This window comes from Flavobacterium sp. TMP13 (assembly GCF_050847115.1).
Taxonomy (GTDB): domain Bacteria; phylum Bacteroidota; class Bacteroidia; order Flavobacteriales; family Flavobacteriaceae; genus Flavobacterium.
Window position 1 is genome coordinate 968,102 of the sequence record NZ_CP193656.1, and the last position, 19,885, is coordinate 987,986.

Below are 19,885 nucleotides of genomic sequence, written 5' to 3' on the forward strand. Positions count from 1 at the left end.
AAAACCTTCTTTCATAAAAGACCCATTTTTAAAATCGGTACTATTTGCAATATCTACTACTTTATTTTACCTAAAATTTTATCCATCGCCCAGCTCGCGTGCGCTCCTGAATTACCTTTGCAAGGATGTTTCCTTTTTTCTAATAAATCATCTCTCATGGCTTGAACGTGAAAAAACTGCACGTTTTCGGGATTTCTCATATTCAAACTCATTTCTTTTTCTGTCGTTAGCAACGTAATGGGTTGTTCTTCAAAAACCGAAAAAGAAATTTTTCCTTTGCTGCCGTAGATGGTAACAAAGTCTTCTCGAAAAGCAGTTCCAAAATTCCAACTTCCAGAACCTGTAACGCCCGATTTGTGCAACCAACTCGCGGTAATAGCATCTTTGGCAGTATATAATTCTTGCTGATTGGTGCTTATTCCTTGCACTTCTTTAAAATCTCCTAATAGAAAAGCAAATAAGTCCAATCCATGACTGGCCAAATCATCAAAATAACCACCAGCTGCAACAGGCGCATCGGTTCTCCAATTGTAGTTTTTGGACACATCGATATTGTTTGCTGGCTTACTCAAATGCCAACTGATGTGGCGCAGTTCTCCTATTTTTTGATCATCCAACCATTGTTTCACTTGTAAAAATCGAGGCAAGGATCGACGGTAATAGGCGGTATAAAGTGCAATATTTTTAATTTCAAAAGCTGATGTAATTGCTAAGCAATCAGCATGATTGGGTGCTAAAGGTTTTTCGATGCAGCATGGTTTTCCTGCTTCAGCTACTTTTAAAGCGTAATATCTATGAGAATCGGGCGGTGTTGCAATATAAACGGCATCCACTTCTGGATCGTTGATCAGATCATCGGCGTCCGAATAGTATTTTTTAATTCCGTGTCTTTTGGCATAATCTGCAGCTTTTTCGGCATCTCTCCGCATTACTGCAACAATTTCAAAACCTTCCGTTTTTTGATACGCGGGACCGCTCTTTTTTTCAGTTACCGCTCCACAGCCAATAATTCCCCAACGAATTGTCTTTGCTTTATAATCTGGCATTATCTTCTATTTTTAATCTTTTTTATACTTGCTTCGGAATTTCAAAGATACCTTCTTTATAAAAATTTGTTTGTGAAAATATCGCAATACTCGTGCATCAAGTTCTTTATTTTAACTTTAGTTAATGATGCCTAAGTCTTTTTGCAGCATAACTTTTTGTCGCGAAGTGGACGAATATAACAAATTAACTTCCGATAAAAAATTATTTATTTCAGTGCAGTCCACTGATTTCTATTGAAAATTTCAAAAAGTCTTCTTCTCCGTCAGGTATTTCCAATAGCGCTTTGGAACGTGTTGCAAGTGTAACTTCATGTTTTTTCGCTCTTTAATATTAGTATGGTCAAAGTACTCCCACCATAATTTTTGATATTCAATCTCTGCATCAGAAAAAATACTACTGTCTTTGTTTTCAATTAACTTCAAGTCTAAATCCAATGAGATAATCTCGACATTTTCTAAATCATAATAAATGCCATACTTTCGACGAAGGTCATAAATCAACCATTTCTGGTCTTGGTATCTCTTTTTAAAATGTGTCATAATCAAAGTTAACACATCAAAGTCAGGATCAATTTTTGCAAAATAAATGCCGTCTTTCAGCAATTCAAAACGCACAAAAGCTTCCATACGATGCTTTTCTCTTCCAACACTTTTGGTCAATTGTGAAATTTGCAATACCGCTTCGTTCGAATAATCTTTCATCACATTGCGGCTTTTATTAGCAACAGCATAATTTATAACGGTAAACAAGACATCCTCTACTCCTGCTTTCTCAGATAAAAAAGCATAAATTAAACTTCGCACGCCATCTCTTTCCAATTGCAGATTCAGTTTCTGAATCACCCGATCCGACTTTGTAATATCTGTGACAATCTCAATGGGATTTGCGAACAAGTTTTGTTGCAGGTCTTCCTTTTTTATAATCTTTGGATTGATATACTTGAATTCAAAAATTTCAAAAACGGCCGTCAGAAAACCTTCAAAAGTACTATCGTAAGAAAGTAGCGTCATTGAGTAATGATAATTGGTTACAGAATGGATTTTCGAATTTTGACTTCATGTCGTTCAAAATTATTTCTTTCAAATTCAAAGCATTCAAATATTTAAGGTGCGTATTTTCATTGCTCACCGATATAAAATAGCGCGCCCTGTTGGTAGAAACTCCAATTTTTTTAAGGTGTTCTAAAGTGAGATTTTGAAATTTTCGGGCCTGAACAATTTTATAAGCCGATTTTACTCCGATTCCAGGAACCCGAAGAATCATTTCCAAAGCTGCGTTCTGAATAATTACCGGAAAAAGCGTGATATTACGCAACGCCCAACCCATTTTGGGATCTACTTCTAAATCTAAAAAAGGATTGCTTTTGTCTAATATCTCATTGGCTTTAAAACCGTAAAAACGCATCAACCAGTCTGCTTGATACAATCTATTTTCTCGAACTAGCGGAACTTGCGTACCAATTGCTGGTAATCTTGCATCGTTTGAGACTGGCACGTAACCCGAATAATAAACCCGTTTTAAGTTGAAGTTTTTATAGAAATGGTCCGCAACATGAATAATTTGAAAATCATTTTCTTGCGTTGCCCCAACAATTACTTGAGTACTCTGACCTGCTGGCGCAAATTTAGGCGTGTTTCTGAACTTCTTTTTATCTTCTTTATATTGAATTAATTCATTTTTGACAAATTCCATCGGTTTTATCATTTGCTGATGGTCTTTGTCTGGCGCCAAAAGTTTTAAGCCAGATTCAGTCGGAATCTCGAGGTTCATGCTCAATCGATCGGCATACAAACCAGCTTCTCGCATCAAATCATCTGAGGCACCCGGAATACTTTTGAGGTGAATATAGCCATTAAAATTATGCTCAAGTCGTAACTTTTTTGCCACACGAACCAAGCGTTCCATCGTATAATCGGCATTTTTAAATATTCCTGAACTTAAAAATAAACCTTCAATATAATTTCTTCTGTAAAAATTAATCGTTAGATCAACCACTTCTTCTACTGTAAATGCTGCGCGCTCAATATCATTACTTTTGCGAGTCACACAATAGGCACAATCATAAATACAAAAATTAGTAAGCAAAATTTTCAGCAAGGAGACACACCGTCCATCTTCGGTATAAGTGTGACAAATTCCAGATGCGGATGAATCGCCCAATCCTTTATTGGTGTTTTTGCGATTGCCGCCACTAGAAGAGCAAGACACATCATATTTTGCGGCATCAGCGAGAATTTCTAACTTACCTTTTAATTTTTCGTAGTTCAATAGGGCTCTTTTTTAAAAGTTTGAGGTTAACAAAGTTAAGTGTATTTTGCTTTTAAAATTTCATGATTTTTGTTAATTAACAGTGCCAAAAAGGAGAAAATATAATGAAAATCAAATACACAATTTGTTTAAACTTTACATTATCTTTGCCGATTAAATGCAGTTGCGTTTAATCCTTAAAATTACAGATACAGAACATGAAAAAGATACGTAACTTTTGCATTATTGCACATATTGACCACGGAAAAAGCACACTAGCAGACCGATTATTGGGCGCTACACAGACTGTAACCGCGCGTCAAGAAAAAGCGCAATTGCTTGATAGCATGGACTTGGAGCGCGAACGTGGCATTACCATAAAAAGTCACGCCATACAAATGGAGTATACGTACAAGGGCGAAGAATACATCTTGAACCTTATTGACACCCCGGGTCACGTAGATTTTTCATACGAAGTTTCTCGATCAATTGCTGCTTGCGAAGGCGCTTTATTGATTGTAGATGCCGCACAAAGTATTCAGGCACAAACTATTTCTAACTTATACTTGGCTTTAGAAAATGATTTAGAAATTATTCCAATTTTGAATAAAGTCGATCTTCCTAGTGCCAATCCTGAAGAAGTTAGTGATGACATTATCGATTTGCTAGGCTGTAAATTAGAAGATATTATTCATGCATCAGGTAAAACTGGTTTGGGTGTCGAAAATATTTTGGCAGCCATTATAGAAAAAATTCCACCGCCAACAGGAAATGTAGATGAACCGTTGCAAGCTTTGATTTTTGACTCTCACTACAATCCATTTCGTGGAATCGAAGTTATTTTCCGTGTAAAAAATGGAGAAATAAAAAAAGGTCAAAAAATTAAATTCATGGCTACTGGCAATGAATATTATGCCGACGAAATTGGTACTTTGAAACTGAATCAAGTTCCAAAAAATGTAATATCTGCTGGTGATGTTGGTTATTTGATTTCTGGAATTAAAGAAGCAAAAGAAGTAAAAGTTGGAGATACGTTGACTGATGCGAAAACGCCAACGCAAAATATAATTACTGGTTTCGAAGATGTGAAACCAATGGTATTTGCTGGAATTTATCCTGTTGATACTGAAGATTACGAAGAATTGAGAAATTCAATGGAAAAATTACAACTGAACGATGCTTCGTTGGTATTTTTACCTGAAAGTTCTGCTGCTCTAGGTTTTGGTTTCCGTTGTGGATTTTTAGGAATGTTACACATGGAGATTATTCAGGAGCGTTTAGAGCGTGAATTTAACATGACCGTTATTACAACAGTGCCTAACGTTTCCTACTTGGCTTATACCAAAAGAGAACCGACCACAGCGCTAATTGTAAACAATCCATCTGATTTACCTGAACCATCAAAATTAGAACGTGTTGAGGAGCCTTTTATAAAAGCAACCATTATTACTAAAGCAGATTATGTAGGTAACGTAATGAGTTTGTGTATTGAAAAACGTGGCGTGATCACGAATCAAACTTATTTGACTACCGAACGTGTGGAGTTGAACTTTGATATGCCATTGGCAGAAATTGTATTCGACTTTTACGATCGATTGAAAACAGTTTCTAAAGGTTATGCTTCATTTGATTATACACCAATTGGAATGCAAACGTCTAATTTGGTAAAAGTTGATATTTTATTAAATGCAACAATTGTAGATGCTTTGTCATCTTTGATGCACGTTGACAATGCTTACACTATTGGTAAAAAAATGTGTGAAAAGTTGAAGGAATTAATTCCACGTCAACAGTTTGACATTCCAATTCAAGCCGCAATTGGTGTAAAAGTAATTTCGCGTGAAACCATTAAAGCATTGCGTAAAGACGTCACCGCCAAATGTTACGGTGGAGATATTTCTCGTAAACGTAAATTATTGGAAAAACAGAAAAAAGGTAAAAAGAGAATGCGTTTAGTTGGAAACGTTGAGATTCCGCAAGAAGCATTTATGGCTGTTTTGAAATTGAATGATTAAATTTAGTATTAAGAGATAAGTACAAAGTATTAAGATAGAAACCTGATGATGTAAAATTGTCAGGTTTTTTTATTTAAACACTTAACACAAGAACAATTGATCGCTTTGTAATTATAAAAATGAAATAGAATGTCCGACGAAACTTTAAATAAATTTGACCGCATTGTTGCTATTTTAATTCAATTACAGTCCAAAAAAATTGTAAAAGCGCAAGAATTAGCGAATCGTTTTGAAGTAAGCTTACGAACTATTTATCGCGACATTCGAACTTTGGAAGCTTCTGGAGTTCCAATCTACAGTGAAGCTGGAGTTGGCTATGCTTTAATGGATGGTTACCGCTTACCGCCAGTGATGTTTAGTCGAGAAGAAGCCAGCAGTTTTATTGCTGCGGAGAAATTGATGCAAAAATTCACTGATACAACACTAGGAAATCATTACGCATCGGCTATGTACAAGCTTAAAGCAGTACTCCGAACGGATGATAAAGTCTGGGTTGAGCGTATAGAATCAAATGTTTTAATGCAATCTTCGGAAAAGCTTTTTAATGATAAATCTCCAAATACTTTAGCTCTTCTGTTTGAAAGCATTGCCCAAAAAACACAAGTTTTACTTTCTTATGACGCGTTTAATTCAGCGGAAATAACAGAACGGAAAATTGAACCTGTAGGTGTTTTTCATGATAATAACAATTGGTATGTTGTAGGCTATTGTCATTTGCGCAAGGATTACAGACAATTTCGAGCAGATCGCATTCATAAAATTATAAAAACAGAAGCGGCATTTACAATAAAACATAATTCTTTAGAAACGTATTTAGATAAAGAAAAAACCATTTCGACAATCAAAATTCGCATTCTTGTAGAAAAAGAAATTGCGCATTACCTAGCATACGAACGAAAATATTACGGTTTTGTATCTGAAAAAGAAATAGGTGATAAAATAGAAATGACTTTTATAACTCGTGAAATAGAAGAAGGTTTTCCGCGTTGGTATTTAATGTTTGGCGATTATGCAAAAATACTAGAACCTGAAAAATTAAAAACTAGAGTGCTAGAATTATTAGAACGGAACAAACAAAAACTTTTATAAAACAAAACACCTAAAATGAAAATCATCTTAGGCATTTTATTTTTTTATCTTTCCCAGAAAAATGGAGGGTCAATATTCAAGGCTCTTAAGTAAACATATCCTTGACCTCGATGATGGACTTCATTGTCTATAAAATATAGAATATTTTGAATGACAGGAAATTCATATTGTCCAAACAAATTAAAAGTTTTACTAAAATCGTCAGCTGATAATTTATGCCAGTAGGTATTAATTTTTAAGGTCGATTCGTCCCATTTTTCAAGATACTGCGCTTTAGAGATTAAATTTTCTTCGCCTTCGCCAAAAGGCTTTACTTCTTGTTCGACAATAGCTTTAAGTGCAGGAAAAGCAATGGATAAAAGTTCATCAATTATTTTGGAAAAAGGACGCATTCCTGCAATTGAAAATTCAAAGAAATCTTTTTCAGGAAATAGTTCAATAACTTTGCGTGTTAATGCACGATGTCCTTGCCAGTGTTTCAATAAATCTTCAGATGTAATAATTTGCGCTTCAATTGTTTTCATAATTTTATTTTTTTTTGTACTTCAAAGGTAGATTCATCGAGTGACAACAGTTTGTCAGTAGCGAAAATTAAAAATTATTCTAGAATTTACAGAACTATAAAAATTGGGCAAAAATGGATACTTTTTTAAATTAGAGAAAACCTTCACAACTTTGTATCTTTGCATCTTAAAAATCACTGGAATTCATAAAAAATGATAGAAGATAAAAATCCACAAAGAACGAGCATTGCACAATTGGGTGAATTTGGTTTGATTGAACATTTGACTAAAGATTTTGACATCAAACAAGAATCTACACTGAAAAGTATCGGCGATGATGCTGCGATCTTGGACTTTAAAGATAAGAAAGTAGTCGTTTCGACGGATTTACTGATTGAAGGTGTTCACTTTGATTTGGCTTACATGCCGTTGAAGCATTTGGGCTATAAAGCAGTGGTGGTAAATCTCTCTGATATTTGCGCAATGAATGCAAAACCGACACAAATCACGGTTTCAGTTGCCGTTTCTAATCGTTTCCCTTTAGAAGCTTTGGAGGAATTATACGTTGGAATCTCGTTGGCAGCCAAAGAATACAATATTGATGTTATTGGCGGCGATACGACCTCATCACAAACTGGTTTAATTATAAGTATTACTGCTCTTGGCGAAGCTGATGAAGCTGAAATTGCCTATAGAGATGGAGCAAAAAAAACAGATTTGTTAGTAGTTACCGGAGATTTGGGCGCCGCTTACATGGGCTTGCAAATTTTGGAGAGAGAAAAACAAGTTTTTCAAGTAAATCCAAACTCACAACCAGATTTAGATTTATATACTTATTTAATTGAACGTCAATTGAAACCAGAAGCTCGTAAAGATGTTCGCACCTTGCTTCATGCTCTAGAAATAAAACCGACTTCGATGATCGATATTTCTGACGGATTATCTTCAGAAATCATGCATCTCTGCAAACAATCCAAAGTTGGTTGTAATTTATACGAAGATAAATTGCCTTTAGATCCTCAATTTATTTCGGCTTGCGAAGAATTCAATATTGACAGTACTACCGTGGCTATCAATGGCGGTGAAGATTACGAACTTTTATTTACTATTGACATTAATGATTTTGATAAAATAAAAGGAAATCCGAACTTCTCTGTGATCGGTCACATGTGCGACGAATCCGAAGGTATCCATTTAGTCACACGAGCAGATACCAAAATTGCTATAAAGGCAAGAGGCTGGAACGCTTTAAGCGAAGAAACAGAATAGAACAAAAAAGCGGCATTATTTAAATGTCGCTTTTTTTATATAAATCCTTTTAATTTAGCCTCTTTAATTAGCTCAGAATCTAATCCTGATTTGATCTTAAATAATTTCTTTAACTCTACTTTTCTGCGTTCAATTGCACTTAAGGTAATCGGAATGTATTTTGGGAATTCTTTGTCTTCTGTGCCTTTAGATAAATGAAATAAAATCTCTCTATCAAACTGATCCAATTCAATTGCATTATTCTTTGATTGTTGCAGCATTTTGAGAACAGATTTACTGTAATATTTCTCGTTGTTTATTACTTTATCAAAACCGAACAGCAACTCATCAAAGGTTAAATCATTTTTAATAATTAGTCCACTAGGATTAATCTTCTTTATAATGGTTTTTATCTTTAACATTTCGGTAAACATGGTTAACAAAATGACTTTGCAAGTCCCCATTTTAGCGTTTATCAATTTTGCTAAATCTTCTCCGGTAAAAATGTTTTTTTCTTCGTAAGCTGGCATACTTATATCCAAAAAAGCGATGTCAAAAGGATTTACTGTTGAACCAGTGATAATGTTATACGCAGATTCGCAATCTTTAGCTTGAGTGATCGAAAACTCGTATTCATCTGACTTATATCTCGCGATTCCGTTTTTGTATCCTTCAATTATAAAAGGATGATCGTCAACTATTAAAATGCTTTGCTGAATTTTTTTCGACTTGTTGGTATTAGACATCGTAGTTTTTTAAATTATGTTTATTGGGTTTGATCGGGAAAATAATTGTGATCACAGTACCATTTGTGTCCGAGTTAATTTCAAATTTTCCATTACATTCTTTAATCCTATACTGTATATTTTGCAAACCAATTCCCTTTTTGGATTGTCTAATATTAAAACCAATTCCGTCGTCAATTATTGTTAAGACCAGTGTATTTTTTTGCTTTTTTAGAACGATATCTATTTTTTGAGCTTTGGCATATTTATTTGAATTTTGCAAAGCTTCTTGAATGATCCTGTAAATATTGATTTTTTTCGCATTTTCAATATTTTCCCATTTAATGGCCCTGTCAATAGCAACTGTTAAGCACGTTTCAAAATTTCGTTTTTGATCTTCTAATAATTTATCAAGAATAGTAACGAAATTATTAATTAATTCTGACTTTTCTTTGCTCAAATCATGTGATATTTCTCGAATGTCTTGTTCGATATTTTTCAATTCATCCAAGTAAACAGTTCTTTTTTTCGAGGCATCGTCGTCATTTATTTGATTGATGCTATCTAGGCTCATGCGCAATCCGAACATTCGACTTAAAACACCATCATGTAATTCTTGAGCAACTCGTTTTTTTTCATTAATCCTAATGCCTTCAATTTGATTTTGCTGCTGAATCATTAAGTTATAAATATCCTCGTTTGCCACTTGTTGCTGCTGTCTAAAGATCAACTCGCGGTGTTTAATTTGTTGTGATTTGTAGCTATAAAAAAACAATCCAATCAGACATAAAATACTAAACACATAAAACAAAGTTCGGTTTTGCATACTCAGTGCCTGATTTTCATTAATAACCTGATCTGTTTCATATTCTATACGGGTAAACTTATCTCCCATCTTGCGCTCTGCTTTTTGCAAACTATCATTGATACGAATATAGCTTTTTGAGTAAACGGAGGCTTTTTGAGGCTCTAAAACCGAAAGTTGCTTTAGAGCAACGAGAACATTACGAGCGTTTCCCGATTTTTTCGCAGTCGCCAAGACTTCTTTTAAGTACTGAAGTCCTTTTACCTTGTCATTATTAGCAATATAATATTCAGATAAGTGCAGTTTACTAGCAATAATTCCTGCAGTTAGTTGTAAACTATCTCGTATTTTTAATGATTTGTAGAATAGTTTTGGTAAACCGCTCGTATCTTTCATTTTGAATTTAGCATATCCCAAATTATCCAGTAACATGGCATACACTATTGGTTTTTGCTTGTTGACCAGTCGCTGACGTAATCCTTCCTTAAAAGATTTTTCAGCATTTAAATAGTCTTGCTTATTTAAATATACAACACCAATATTATTTAAAGAAGTAGCTTTTGATTGAAACTCTACAGGTATGTAATTATCATCAATACTAGTAACCGCTTTTTCATGAAATTCTAATGCTTTATCATAATCGCCTTGCTCATTGTATAAAACACCTAATAGGTTGTAAGAATCATAAGTTATATCATTATTTTTGATATGCTTAGTTGAGTTTAAAGCATTAAAAACATTTTTCTCACTACCATAATAATCGCCAGCACTGAATTGAAGAGAAGCTTTGTTTAATCTGACTTGAGCAAGTTTCACAAAGTCGTTCTTCAAAGAATAAATTTTTTCCGATTTATTATAAAAAAGGAAAGCACTATCAGGAAAGGATTCCTTTTGATAATAATCTCCTAAGTAATCATAAGCTTTGGAAAGCGATATGGAATCTCTACTTTCAACAGATTTTTTTAAAACCGCATTTACGGTTTCTTTATAATCGTTAAGCAGGTTCATATTGTAATAGCGATTGGCCACTTTAAAAAGATTTACTCGGCTTGCAGAATCATTTGACTGGTTTTGAATGACTTCAAACGCCTTCCTATTAGATAAAGCTCTCTCTGCTGGCTTCAAACTGAAATTATTTGCTTGCTCTAGATATATAGAAGCACTATCGCTAGTAACCTGCAGATTACGATCCGATGTCTTTTTTTTAGTACAGCTGCTTATTAGCAGTACTAAAAATAAAAAAAAGAAGTGCGTTTTTTTCAATTGTAATAGTATAACAAAATCTACAAGCAAAACTAAGACATAAAAAAAGGCTATCAAAAAATTGATAGCCAAAGATTTTATTTGTAAGGGACTAAAATTAATCTACTTTACGATCTTTTCCTACTGATTGCGTTCCATTAATGTCAACTTTACGATCCTTACCTACTGATTGTGTTCCACCAATATCTACTTTACGATCTTTACCTACTGACTGTGTTCCTCCAATATCAATAGAGTTAGAAGTTATATTCATTGCAATATTTTCATTCGAAACTTCTGGAGAAAATGAAGAAGTTAATACCATTACTGAAGCTAAAAGACCGAATGTTAAGATAGATTTTTTCATGTTTTGTTGGTTTTATGTTTTTATATTTTTTACTACTTTTGGACCTGCTTACTGCAAATCTTGGTGTAAAACTAAAACCTAAACCCCCATTTTTTAATACATAAAAGCCTCTTTATGGTACAAGTAACTCGTACACTAGCGTGCGTATAGTCATACAAGGTAAATTACTAATTCTTAGACTTCTAAGTAATTGTCTTCTGAAAAATTATCAATAATTAACTCAATATTAGACCTATAAGACTTAGAAAACGGAATTTTTTTAACCGTATTTCGAAGTGTACATAACTTACTACCAGTATGTATGCGCGCAATATAACTGCTGTTAATTAAATAGCTGTTGTGAATTCTATAAAACGGATTCCGTAATAAACCTTCAAAATGCTTTAACGTTTTAAAAGCAGTGATCATCTCGCCAGTCTGCAAATAGATGTCCGTTGAATTATTATCGGCTTTAAAATAAACGACTTCATTGGCCCGAATGTATCGGTAATCACCATATGATTTCACACACAATAACAATGATTTTTCGGAACTAATAACATTCGAAACAAAATTAGATTCAACATTACCGTCTAATAATGAAAGCGCTTGCTGCTGCATTTGTTCTAATTTACTCGTTTTTGTAATAGCTAAAACCGCTTGAAAAAATTCATTTCTGTGAATCGGCTGCAATAAATATCCCGAAACCTGAAAATTAATCGCTTCAAAAGCCAATTCCTTAGACTTTGCTGTCACTATGACTTTCGGAACAACAGTCAAATATTTATGTAGTGCATTAATAAAATGCAGCGACAATTGACTCTCCTTAGCTTTAGGATCTATCGCAAGAAATATTATCTTAGGTGTATGTGCTAAGACTAAGTCTAAACCTTTTTGATACTCAGTGGCCGAAGCTACAAAGAGTAACTCTTGACAATCATCAGCATAATCCTTAAGCTGCGCAGTAGTTTCAAGACAATCATTAATAATAATATAGGTTAATGCACTCATTCTATTTTTCTACTATTTAAATTGGCACCGCCAAATTTTACAAATATTAAATAAACATAAAAAAAACTATCTATTTGAATCAAATTAATAAAAACAAAATTTATTGGCTAAAAGAAAACATTGCAATAAAAAAATTAAAAATAATATTTCCAAACAAAAAACAAATCGTAATATTGCGATATGGGAATCACAAAAACAATTGGCTTTGACATGGAAACCAACGAAATGGCCGAAGTCCTAAAAGCATTAGGTCATCCCGCGCGCTTGGCCATTGTCAAGTACTTAACACAAACACCATCTTGCATTTGTGGCGACATTGTAGCCGTGCTGCCATTGGCGCAATCTACCGTTTCAAAGCATTTATCTGAACTAAAAAAAGTAGGGTTAATACAAGGCAACATTAGCGGAAACAACAGCTGCTATTGCTTAAACCCTGAGACTTTTAACCGAATCAAATTATTTTTAAATACACTTACAGCTTTTTCTATTACTGAAAACAAATGCTGTTAACATTAAAAACTCACACTATGAAATGGTCCGAATTTAAATCGCAATTAAGTCAATTTCCAATACATCATTTGCAATTCGAAATAGCGAAAGACACTTTTGTACATCCTTCTTTTCACATCACTGAGATCAAGCAAGCCAACATTACGTCGGTAGATTGTGGCGGAAAAAAGAACGAATGGACGGAGATTATCGTGCAACTTTGGGAGCCGGAAGTGCTAGAGAATAATCGCTCCATGCAAGTTACCAAAGCACTTTCTATAATCGAATTGGTCGAAAAATCAGTTGCTCTAGATTATAATGCCGCAGTAAAAATTGAATTTGGAAATGCTGTTTTTGAGACCAAACAAATGCTTCCGCAGGAATTCGAAATCAAAAATGACGAACTTATCCTAAAATTGCAAACAGATGCCACGCAATGCAAAGCCATCGATCGCGGAGAAGCTTGCGGCACTCCAAAACCAAAACTTAAAATCACCAATGCATCAGAGAATGTTTGCACACCAGATTCAGGTTGCTGCTAAAGTGTAATCCATGAAAAAACTATCTTTTTTAGACAATTACCTCACGCTTTGGATATTCATTGCCATGTTTATTGGCGTGGCTTTGGGCTATTTTTATCCTGCAATATCCACGCACATCAACAGCCTCAGTTCAGGAACCACCAACATTCCTATCGCCATTGGCTTAATCTTAATGATGTATCCGCCACTGGCAAAAGTCAATTATAAATTACTCCCAAAGGTTTTTAAAAACACAAAAATCGTATCCATTTCGCTCGTACTAAATTGGATCATCGGACCTTTTTTGATGTTTTTTCTAGCCATCATTTTCCTGAAAGAATATCCAGAGTACATGATCGGACTCATCCTCATCGGCTTAGCGCGCTGCATCGCCATGGTTTTAGTCTGGAACGACCTCGCACATGGCAATTCCGAATATGCCGCAGGTTTAGTAGCCCTTAATAGCATTTTTCAGGTTTTTTTCTATAGTTTTTATGCGTGGATTTTCATCACCATTCTACCGCATTATTTTGGTTTCGACGGCGCGATCGTCGCTATTTCAATCGCAACTATTGCCCAAAGCGTGGCCATCTACCTTGGCATTCCTTTTATTTTAGGGTTTTTGAGCCGCGCTATATTAGTACGCAGTAAAGGCGAAAACTGGTACAATACCGTTTTTATCCCAACCATTTCGCCACTTACTTTAATCGCATTATTGGCCACAATTGTTGTGATGTTCAGTCTAAAAGGAGAACTGATCGTGCAAATCCCAAAAGACATCATCATCATCGCCATTCCCATGCTGATTTATTTTCTACTCATGTTCCTCATTAGTTTCTTCACCACCAAAGCCGTTGGAGCAACCTATGACAAAAATACCGCGGTTTCCTTCACCGCCGCTGGAAACAATTTCGAGCTCGCCATCGCTGTTGCAGTTGCGGTGTTTGGCATCAACTCTGGCCAAGCATTTACGGGCGTTATTGGCCCTCTAGTCGAAGTTCCCGCGCTTATCCTCTTGGTAAAAGTTTCCTTTTGGCTCAAGAAAAAGTATTACTAATTGGGCGTGCCGCCTCCCACGGGGTCGGCGTCGGGCTTTCGGGTCTACACGGTAGCCACCTCTATCCCTCACGCGGCCGCGATTTTCAAAATCACATTTAGATTTTAATTACAACATTATTTTTAGGATCGCCCACCATTTTTTACTCTTGTAGTTCGTCCTGAATTTCATTTATTCACACAAATTATTTAGCGGTAATCTCCGCTGGAAAAACAACATATAAACTTTATAACTCTGATTTCACTTATTTAAAAACAAGCAAAATCTCCGTGATTAATTTTTGAAAAATAGTATAACGTATAAACATACCTACAAGGTTAAAAAAACCTTGCAGGAGATCTTACCCAACTTTAAAATCAAATAATTAGCGGAAATTTGTGGAATTTTTGATAAAACAGCAGGCAATAATTTAAAAAAAATCCCAAACTCCAGTGTTAGGAATTTGGGATTTTAAATATTTAAAATCTAACTAAAAATTACATTTTCATCAACCAGTTTTTCATCGAAACTTCATTTTCAATAATTCCAGCCAATTCAGTAATTTTTACGCGATCTTGTTTCATCGTATCTCTGTGTCGAATCGTAACCGTTTGGTCTTCGATCGTTTGATGGTCTACCGTAATACAAAAAGGAGTTCCCAATGCATCTTGTCTTCTGTAACGACGACCAACCGCATCTTTCTCATCATATGCTACATTGAAATCCCATTTTAAATCAGCAATGATTTTATGTGCAATTTCAGGTAATCCATCTTTTTTAACCAATGGTAAAACAGCCGCTTTTGTTGGAGCCAAAACCGATGGTAATTTCAATACAGTTCTAGTTGAACCATCTTCTAAAACCTCTTCTTGCAATGAAGTTGCAAAAACAGCCAAGAACATTCTATCCAAACCAACCGAAGTTTCTACCACATAAGGCACATAATTCTGATTCAGTTCTGCATCAAAATACTGTAATTTTCTGCCTGAATGTTGTTCGTGTGCTTTCAAGTCAAAGTCAGTACGAGAGTGAATTCCTTCCAATTCTTTAAATCCAAATGGGAAATTAAATTCGATATCAGTCGCTGCATTAGCGTAATGCGCTAACTTTTCGTGATCGTGAAAACGGTAATTTTTTTCTCCTAAACCAAGAGACAAATGCCATTTTAAACGCGTTGCTTTCCAATGTTCGTACCATTTCATTTCGTCGCCTGGACGTACAAAAAATTGCATTTCCATTTGTTCAAATTCACGCATTCTAAAAATAAATTGTCTTGCAACAATTTCATTTCTAAATGCTTTACCTGTTTGGGCAATTCCAAAAGGAATTTTCATACGACCTGATTTTTGTACGTTTGCAAAATTCACAAAAATACCTTGAGCAGTTTCAGGACGCAAAAACAAATCCATTGCTGAATCTGCCGAAGCGCCCAATTTGGTACCAAACATCAAGTTGAATTGACGTACTTCAGTCCAATTTTTTGAACCAGAGTCTGGACAAGCAATTTCTAATTCTTCAATTAAAGATTTAACATCAGCCAAATCTTCATTGCCAAGAGAACGACCCATTCTTTCTAGAATTTCGCGTTCTTTCGCTTTGTATTCCATCACACGAGCATTCGTCGTAACAAATTCTTGTTCGTTAAACGCATCGCCAAAACGAGTTCTCGCTTTTTCGATTTCTTTGATCGCTTTTTGATTCAGCTTTTCAGCATAATCTTCAATCAATACGTCAGCTCTATATCTTTTTTTAGAATCTTTATTGTCAATCAATGGGTCGTTGAAAGCGTCAATGTGACCCGAAGCTTTCCAAGTGGTCGGATGCATCAATATTGCAGCATCTAAGCCGACAATATTTTCGTTCATCTGTACCATCGATTTCCACCAATATTCACGGATGTTCTTTTTTAATTCTACTCCATTTTGTGCATAATCATAAACCGCACTTAAACCATCGTAGACTTCGCTCGACGGAAAAATAAATCCGTACTCTTTTGCGTGCGAAACTACATTCTTAAATATATCTTCTTGTTTTGCCATAGTACTGCAAAAATATAAAAAGAACCCTTAAAAAAAAGGAAATAGGCAAAGATTGCTGCGTTGAATTTTATATTTTTATAAATAAATTCTTCCTAAGTATGTGGAAACATCTTTTAAATCTATTTTTTCCGAAAGTTTGCTCCGGTTGTCATGCTTTTTTGATTGCCAACGAAACTGTAATTTGCACCAAATGCAGACACGAAGTTTCACTTACGCAGCATCATCTTCATTCAAAAAATGAAGCTTTTCAAAAGTTTTATGGCAAAATTGATGTTATTCATGCTTCTGCTTTTCTATCTTTTCACAAAAACGGAATCGCACAAGAATTAATTCATCATTTAAAATATAAAAAACAAGAAGAAATTGGCTCTATTTTAGGCAACTGGTATGCCGAAGATTTAAAAGAAATTAAACCTGAAATTCCTTTTGACATTGTAATTCCGGTACCTCTGCATCCAAAAAAACAAAGGGAAAGAGGCTACAATCAAACCACTACTTTTGGAAAAGCGGTAGCCGCAAACTTATCCTTACAGTTTAACGAACAAATTCTTCTTCGCAAAACCTATTCTAAAACACAATCCAAAAAGAATCGTTTGGGTCGAGCCGAAGGAATCGAGAAAGCTTTTGACGTCGTATTTACCGATCAAGATCACAACAAGCACTTTGTCTTAGTAGACGATGTGTTAACTACTGGCGCCACACTAGAAGCTTGTTCGCGCGCTTTGCTTAAAATTCCAGGGGCCAAAATTAGCATCATTTGTATGGCAATGGCCAATTGAATTACCGAATTATTATTTTTCGTACGGTTTTGGAATCTCCATCGATAACGGTTACCAGATAAACTCCAGCCATCTCACGGTTCATCTGTATACTTTCAATAAAATTTGCTCTCCCTTCAAAACGTTGCTCGTACACTTTTCGTCCCAACAAATCATGAATTAAAATTTGAATCTTATTTTCTAAACTGCTTTTAAGTTCTACAGTAAAATTTCCATTGTTCGGATTTGGATATATCGCAAAATCGACAGTCTCAAACTCTGGATTATCTAAGGTAAAATGTTTAGTTGTAATCGTTAAAGAAGCCGAATTTAAAGTTCCTGCATCAGTCGCAAATTGATCCCGAATTCCGAAAGTCCAGATTCCTTGCGCTTCTTTTTCATTAAAGATATTTAAATAATCTGATGGCAATACTTTTTGAAAAACCGCAGATCCACAAGAAATTGCAGCTCCCGAATCGTCATAAATTAAATCTAAAGTAGTAGATGCGCTCGAACAATTTCGATTAAACAATCGCACCACAGTTCCTTGTGGATGCTGAATATACGAATCAACATCAGCAGCATACGAGTGTGTAAAATTCATCTTGACATCTACATCCGCAATTTTATCATTAGCTGCCAAATCGTTTTGAGTATTCGAAGGTGGCGGAACTACAAAGGTCAATTTCGTGTAATTTTTATCTCCATCTGGAATTTGTACTGGTGCTTGAAACACATAAGTGTTAGTACTAAAAGTTACCGAATAGCCAACAGCAATTGGTTTACTATTTATCGCATAATAAATATTTGCGGTAGGTTCAATCAAAATACGACAATCTGTTCCCTTTATAGTTTGAGGAACGGTAATTACTTGCGAGCCATCGTTTGGCGTATTGGACGCTAAGATAGTATCATATGTTACGCCGCCATCTGTAGATAACTTAATATTTACGTTAGTTGATCCTGCTAAATTTGTTGTGTTATTAACTGACCAAGTTATGGTTTGCTGGCTCCCATTTTGCCAAGCAATATTTTCTGTGTCTTGAGACGTTATTACAAAAGGTCCCGTATTCGCATTTACGGTAACAACCATGGCATCGGTATTGGTTTGAGCCAAACCTTGTGCAGCATTATCTCTAGCGGTTAAAGTGAAATTTAATGTTCGACCGACCGATGCAACCGATTCCCAAGTAGAGGACAAAGCTCCAGCGAGCACTTTACTTTGTTCGGGCATATAGCGAATCGCGGTATTTTTAGGTAAAAAAGAACGAAACAAAGGTCCGTCAACTTTTGAAGGAATCGCTTTACTTTGAGCGCCAACCGAAGCGCCAACCGAATCATTTTGTTCCCAACAGTATGTTAGCGAATTCCCATCCGTAGCGGAACCTATTCCTTTTAAAACAAAAGCAGTACTGATCGGAATCACATAATTGAGACCCGCATCTACAACCGGAGGATCACTAGCAATTGGAGTACTTATAGCACATGATTTTGAGGCTAATTTATTCTGAATTTGTAAAATGCTCACATAAGCAAAATATCCATCAGAAATTTGTTGCACATCATAATCAGAAACACCCGCATAGCCCATTATCGTCGAGCCGCTTCCTGGTTCTACATTTACACCCGTTCCTTCACTTTCAAAAGAAAAAGTATGATTTGCTCCTAATTGATGTCCCATTTCGTGTGCTACATAATCAATATCAAAACTATCTCCTTCGGGTTTACTATCAGACGGCGAGGTATACGCACTTCCTTTTGCATTCGCATCGGTCGCAAATTTCGGATTTTCGCAAACACAACCAATGCAACCAGCATCACCACCACCGCCCGATCCGCCAAACAAATGACCTATGTCGTAATTCGCATTGCCAATTGTTACCGTTAAGTTTTGTTGCAATTCCAAATTCCAAGCGCCGTCTACTCCAGCACTTGCGTTTGAATATGGATCCGTAGTTGGGTCGGTGTATATTATTTGGTCATTAGTAGCAATTAAAACCAACTTTACAGACAAATCGGTATTAAAAATAGCATTAACTCGTGTCATAGTTGCGTTCATACCCGCGAGAGCACCTTGTTTGGTTCCTCCAAAATAAGCGGTATATTCTGCAGTACTTGAAAGTGCCAAACGCAATGTCTTGAAATTTTTTGTATTAGAAACCGGTTTTGCCGAAGTCTGTAATTTAGAATTTAATGCAACATCCTGCGTTGTACACAGCCATGTAGATTTTTTATTTTTGTTTGAAAAAACTTCGTATTTCTTGGTATTGCGATCTATAGCTTCTATAAAATCGCGTTTGCCGTTGCTTTTAAGGGTCATACTTTGAACACCTATTGGTGAAATGCTAAAATAAATTCGATTCGATTGCTCTTGTAAACTAACGCCTTCATACGACTGTATTTCCGGATATTTCGCTTGTAATTCAGGTTCAAAATTAGATGTTTTCCAAACAGAAAAAGATTCTAAAACTCCTTCCGAATTTGGGAACGAAAGTGTAGTCATTTGTTTTTTAGAACTGGTGTTTTTCAATGCGTTCAATCGTTGTTGCAGCAAAACCTCATCCAATTGATAATATATTGACTCACTTGCAGTCAGTCCACGACTGGTTAAAGCCGGAGTAGCTTCTTTTTTCCAAATTAAATCATTCTGGGCATACAATTGTAAACCAGTACAAACAAAAAAAAGGAATAGTAATACTCTTTTCATACAAAATCAATTTCCGTCAAAATTACTTTTATTTTCTTAAAAACACGCGATTTACTA

General features: G+C 35.3%; 17 protein-coding genes. 7 read left to right on the forward strand and 10 right to left on the reverse strand.

The window, feature by feature from the left end; translation table 11 throughout:
* Positions 1 to 56 precede the first annotated feature (56 nt).
* The 3 genes from ACRASX_RS04260 to ACRASX_RS04270 form a co-directional block, all read right to left on the reverse strand.
* On the reverse strand, positions 57 to 1,046 hold the full coding sequence (locus ACRASX_RS04260) for a Gfo/Idh/MocA family protein (RefSeq protein WP_432222526.1): 990 nt from the start codon (positions 1,044 to 1,046) through the stop codon (positions 57 to 59).
* A gap of 243 nt (positions 1,047 to 1,289) precedes the next feature.
* Positions 1,290 to 2,057 (reverse strand): TIGR03915 family putative DNA repair protein, encoded by a 768-nt coding sequence (locus ACRASX_RS04265; RefSeq protein WP_432222527.1) that lies wholly within the window; start codon positions 2,055 to 2,057, stop codon positions 1,290 to 1,292.
* On the reverse strand, positions 2,035 to 3,315 hold the full coding sequence (locus ACRASX_RS04270; protein WP_432222528.1) for a putative DNA modification/repair radical SAM protein: 1,281 nt from the start codon (positions 3,313 to 3,315) through the stop codon (positions 2,035 to 2,037). Before ACRASX_RS04270 ends, ACRASX_RS04265 begins: the two co-directional genes overlap by 23 nt.
* A 197-nt stretch (positions 3,316 to 3,512) precedes the next feature.
* On the opposite strand from ACRASX_RS04270, the gene lepA reads away from it, so the two are divergent.
* Positions 3,513 to 5,309, forward strand: coding sequence for a translation elongation factor 4 (gene lepA, locus ACRASX_RS04275; protein ID WP_066311740.1), 1,797 nt, complete (start codon positions 3,513 to 3,515; stop codon positions 5,307 to 5,309).
* A gap of 129 nt (positions 5,310 to 5,438) precedes the next feature.
* On the forward strand, positions 5,439 to 6,398 hold the full coding sequence (locus ACRASX_RS04280; protein ID WP_432222529.1) for a helix-turn-helix transcriptional regulator: 960 nt from the start codon (positions 5,439 to 5,441) through the stop codon (positions 6,396 to 6,398).
* A gap of 44 nt (positions 6,399 to 6,442) precedes the next feature.
* Here ACRASX_RS04280 and ACRASX_RS04285 read toward each other — a convergent pair whose 3' ends face one another.
* Entirely contained in the window at positions 6,443 to 6,922 is a 480-nt protein-coding gene (locus tag ACRASX_RS04285; protein WP_066313425.1) for a DinB family protein, read from the reverse strand.
* 192 nt (positions 6,923 to 7,114) lie between these two features.
* Here ACRASX_RS04285 and thiL point away from each other — a divergent pair, with 192 nt between their 5' ends.
* Positions 7,115 to 8,170 (forward strand): thiamine-phosphate kinase, encoded by a 1,056-nt coding sequence (gene thiL, locus ACRASX_RS04290; protein WP_066311744.1) that lies wholly within the window; start codon positions 7,115 to 7,117, stop codon positions 8,168 to 8,170.
* Positions 8,171 to 8,205: 35 nt separating this feature from the next.
* Here the strand turns inward: thiL and ACRASX_RS04295 are convergent, their stop codons facing one another.
* From ACRASX_RS04295 to ACRASX_RS04310, 4 genes are all read right to left on the reverse strand, one after another.
* Positions 8,206 to 8,895 carry a response regulator gene (locus ACRASX_RS04295; protein ID WP_432222530.1) on the reverse strand — a complete coding sequence of 230 codons (690 nt, stop codon included), beginning with the start codon at positions 8,893 to 8,895 and terminating at the stop codon, positions 8,206 to 8,208.
* Entirely contained in the window at positions 8,888 to 10,804 is a 1,917-nt protein-coding gene (locus ACRASX_RS04300; RefSeq protein ID WP_432222531.1) for a tetratricopeptide repeat-containing sensor histidine kinase, read from the reverse strand. Before ACRASX_RS04300 ends, ACRASX_RS04295 begins: the two co-directional genes overlap by 8 nt.
* Before the next feature lie 235 nt (positions 10,805 to 11,039).
* Complete coding sequence (locus ACRASX_RS04305; RefSeq protein WP_432222532.1) at positions 11,040 to 11,288, reverse strand: hypothetical protein; 249 nt, start codon at positions 11,286 to 11,288, stop codon at positions 11,040 to 11,042.
* Between the two features lie 174 nt (positions 11,289 to 11,462).
* Positions 11,463 to 12,278 carry a LytR/AlgR family response regulator transcription factor gene (locus ACRASX_RS04310; protein ID WP_432222533.1) on the reverse strand — a complete coding sequence of 272 codons (816 nt, stop codon included), beginning with the start codon at positions 12,276 to 12,278 and terminating at the stop codon, positions 11,463 to 11,465.
* A 180-nt stretch (positions 12,279 to 12,458) separates the two neighbouring features.
* On the opposite strand from ACRASX_RS04310, the gene ACRASX_RS04315 reads away from it, so the two are divergent.
* From ACRASX_RS04315 to arsB, 3 genes are read left to right on the forward strand one after another with little or no spacing between them, the layout of a single operon-like run.
* Positions 12,459 to 12,788, forward strand: coding sequence for an ArsR/SmtB family transcription factor (locus tag ACRASX_RS04315; RefSeq protein WP_432222534.1), 330 nt, complete (start codon positions 12,459 to 12,461; stop codon positions 12,786 to 12,788).
* Between the two features lie 17 nt (positions 12,789 to 12,805).
* Positions 12,806 to 13,309 (forward strand): DUF6428 family protein, encoded by a 504-nt coding sequence (locus tag ACRASX_RS04320; protein WP_432222535.1) that lies wholly within the window; start codon positions 12,806 to 12,808, stop codon positions 13,307 to 13,309.
* Between the two features lie 10 nt (positions 13,310 to 13,319).
* Positions 13,320 to 14,345: an ACR3 family arsenite efflux transporter gene (gene arsB, locus ACRASX_RS04325; RefSeq protein ID WP_432222536.1), complete on the forward strand. Its 1,026-nt coding sequence runs from the start codon at positions 13,320 to 13,322 to the stop codon at positions 14,343 to 14,345.
* Between the two features lie 476 nt (positions 14,346 to 14,821).
* Here arsB and ACRASX_RS04330 read toward each other — a convergent pair whose 3' ends face one another.
* Positions 14,822 to 16,363, reverse strand: coding sequence for a glycine--tRNA ligase (locus ACRASX_RS04330; protein ID WP_432222537.1), 1,542 nt, complete (start codon positions 16,361 to 16,363; stop codon positions 14,822 to 14,824).
* A gap of 98 nt (positions 16,364 to 16,461) precedes the next feature.
* Between ACRASX_RS04330 and ACRASX_RS04335 the strand changes: the two genes are divergently transcribed.
* Positions 16,462 to 17,142, forward strand: coding sequence for a ComF family protein (locus tag ACRASX_RS04335; RefSeq protein ID WP_432222538.1), 681 nt, complete (start codon positions 16,462 to 16,464; stop codon positions 17,140 to 17,142).
* A gap of 1 nt (position 17,143) precedes the next feature.
* Here ACRASX_RS04335 and ACRASX_RS04340 read toward each other — a convergent pair whose 3' ends face one another.
* Positions 17,144 to 19,828 carry a reprolysin-like metallopeptidase gene (locus ACRASX_RS04340; RefSeq protein WP_432222539.1) on the reverse strand — a complete coding sequence of 895 codons (2,685 nt, stop codon included), beginning with the start codon at positions 19,826 to 19,828 and terminating at the stop codon, positions 17,144 to 17,146.
* Between the last annotated feature and the right edge of the window lie 57 nt (positions 19,829 to 19,885).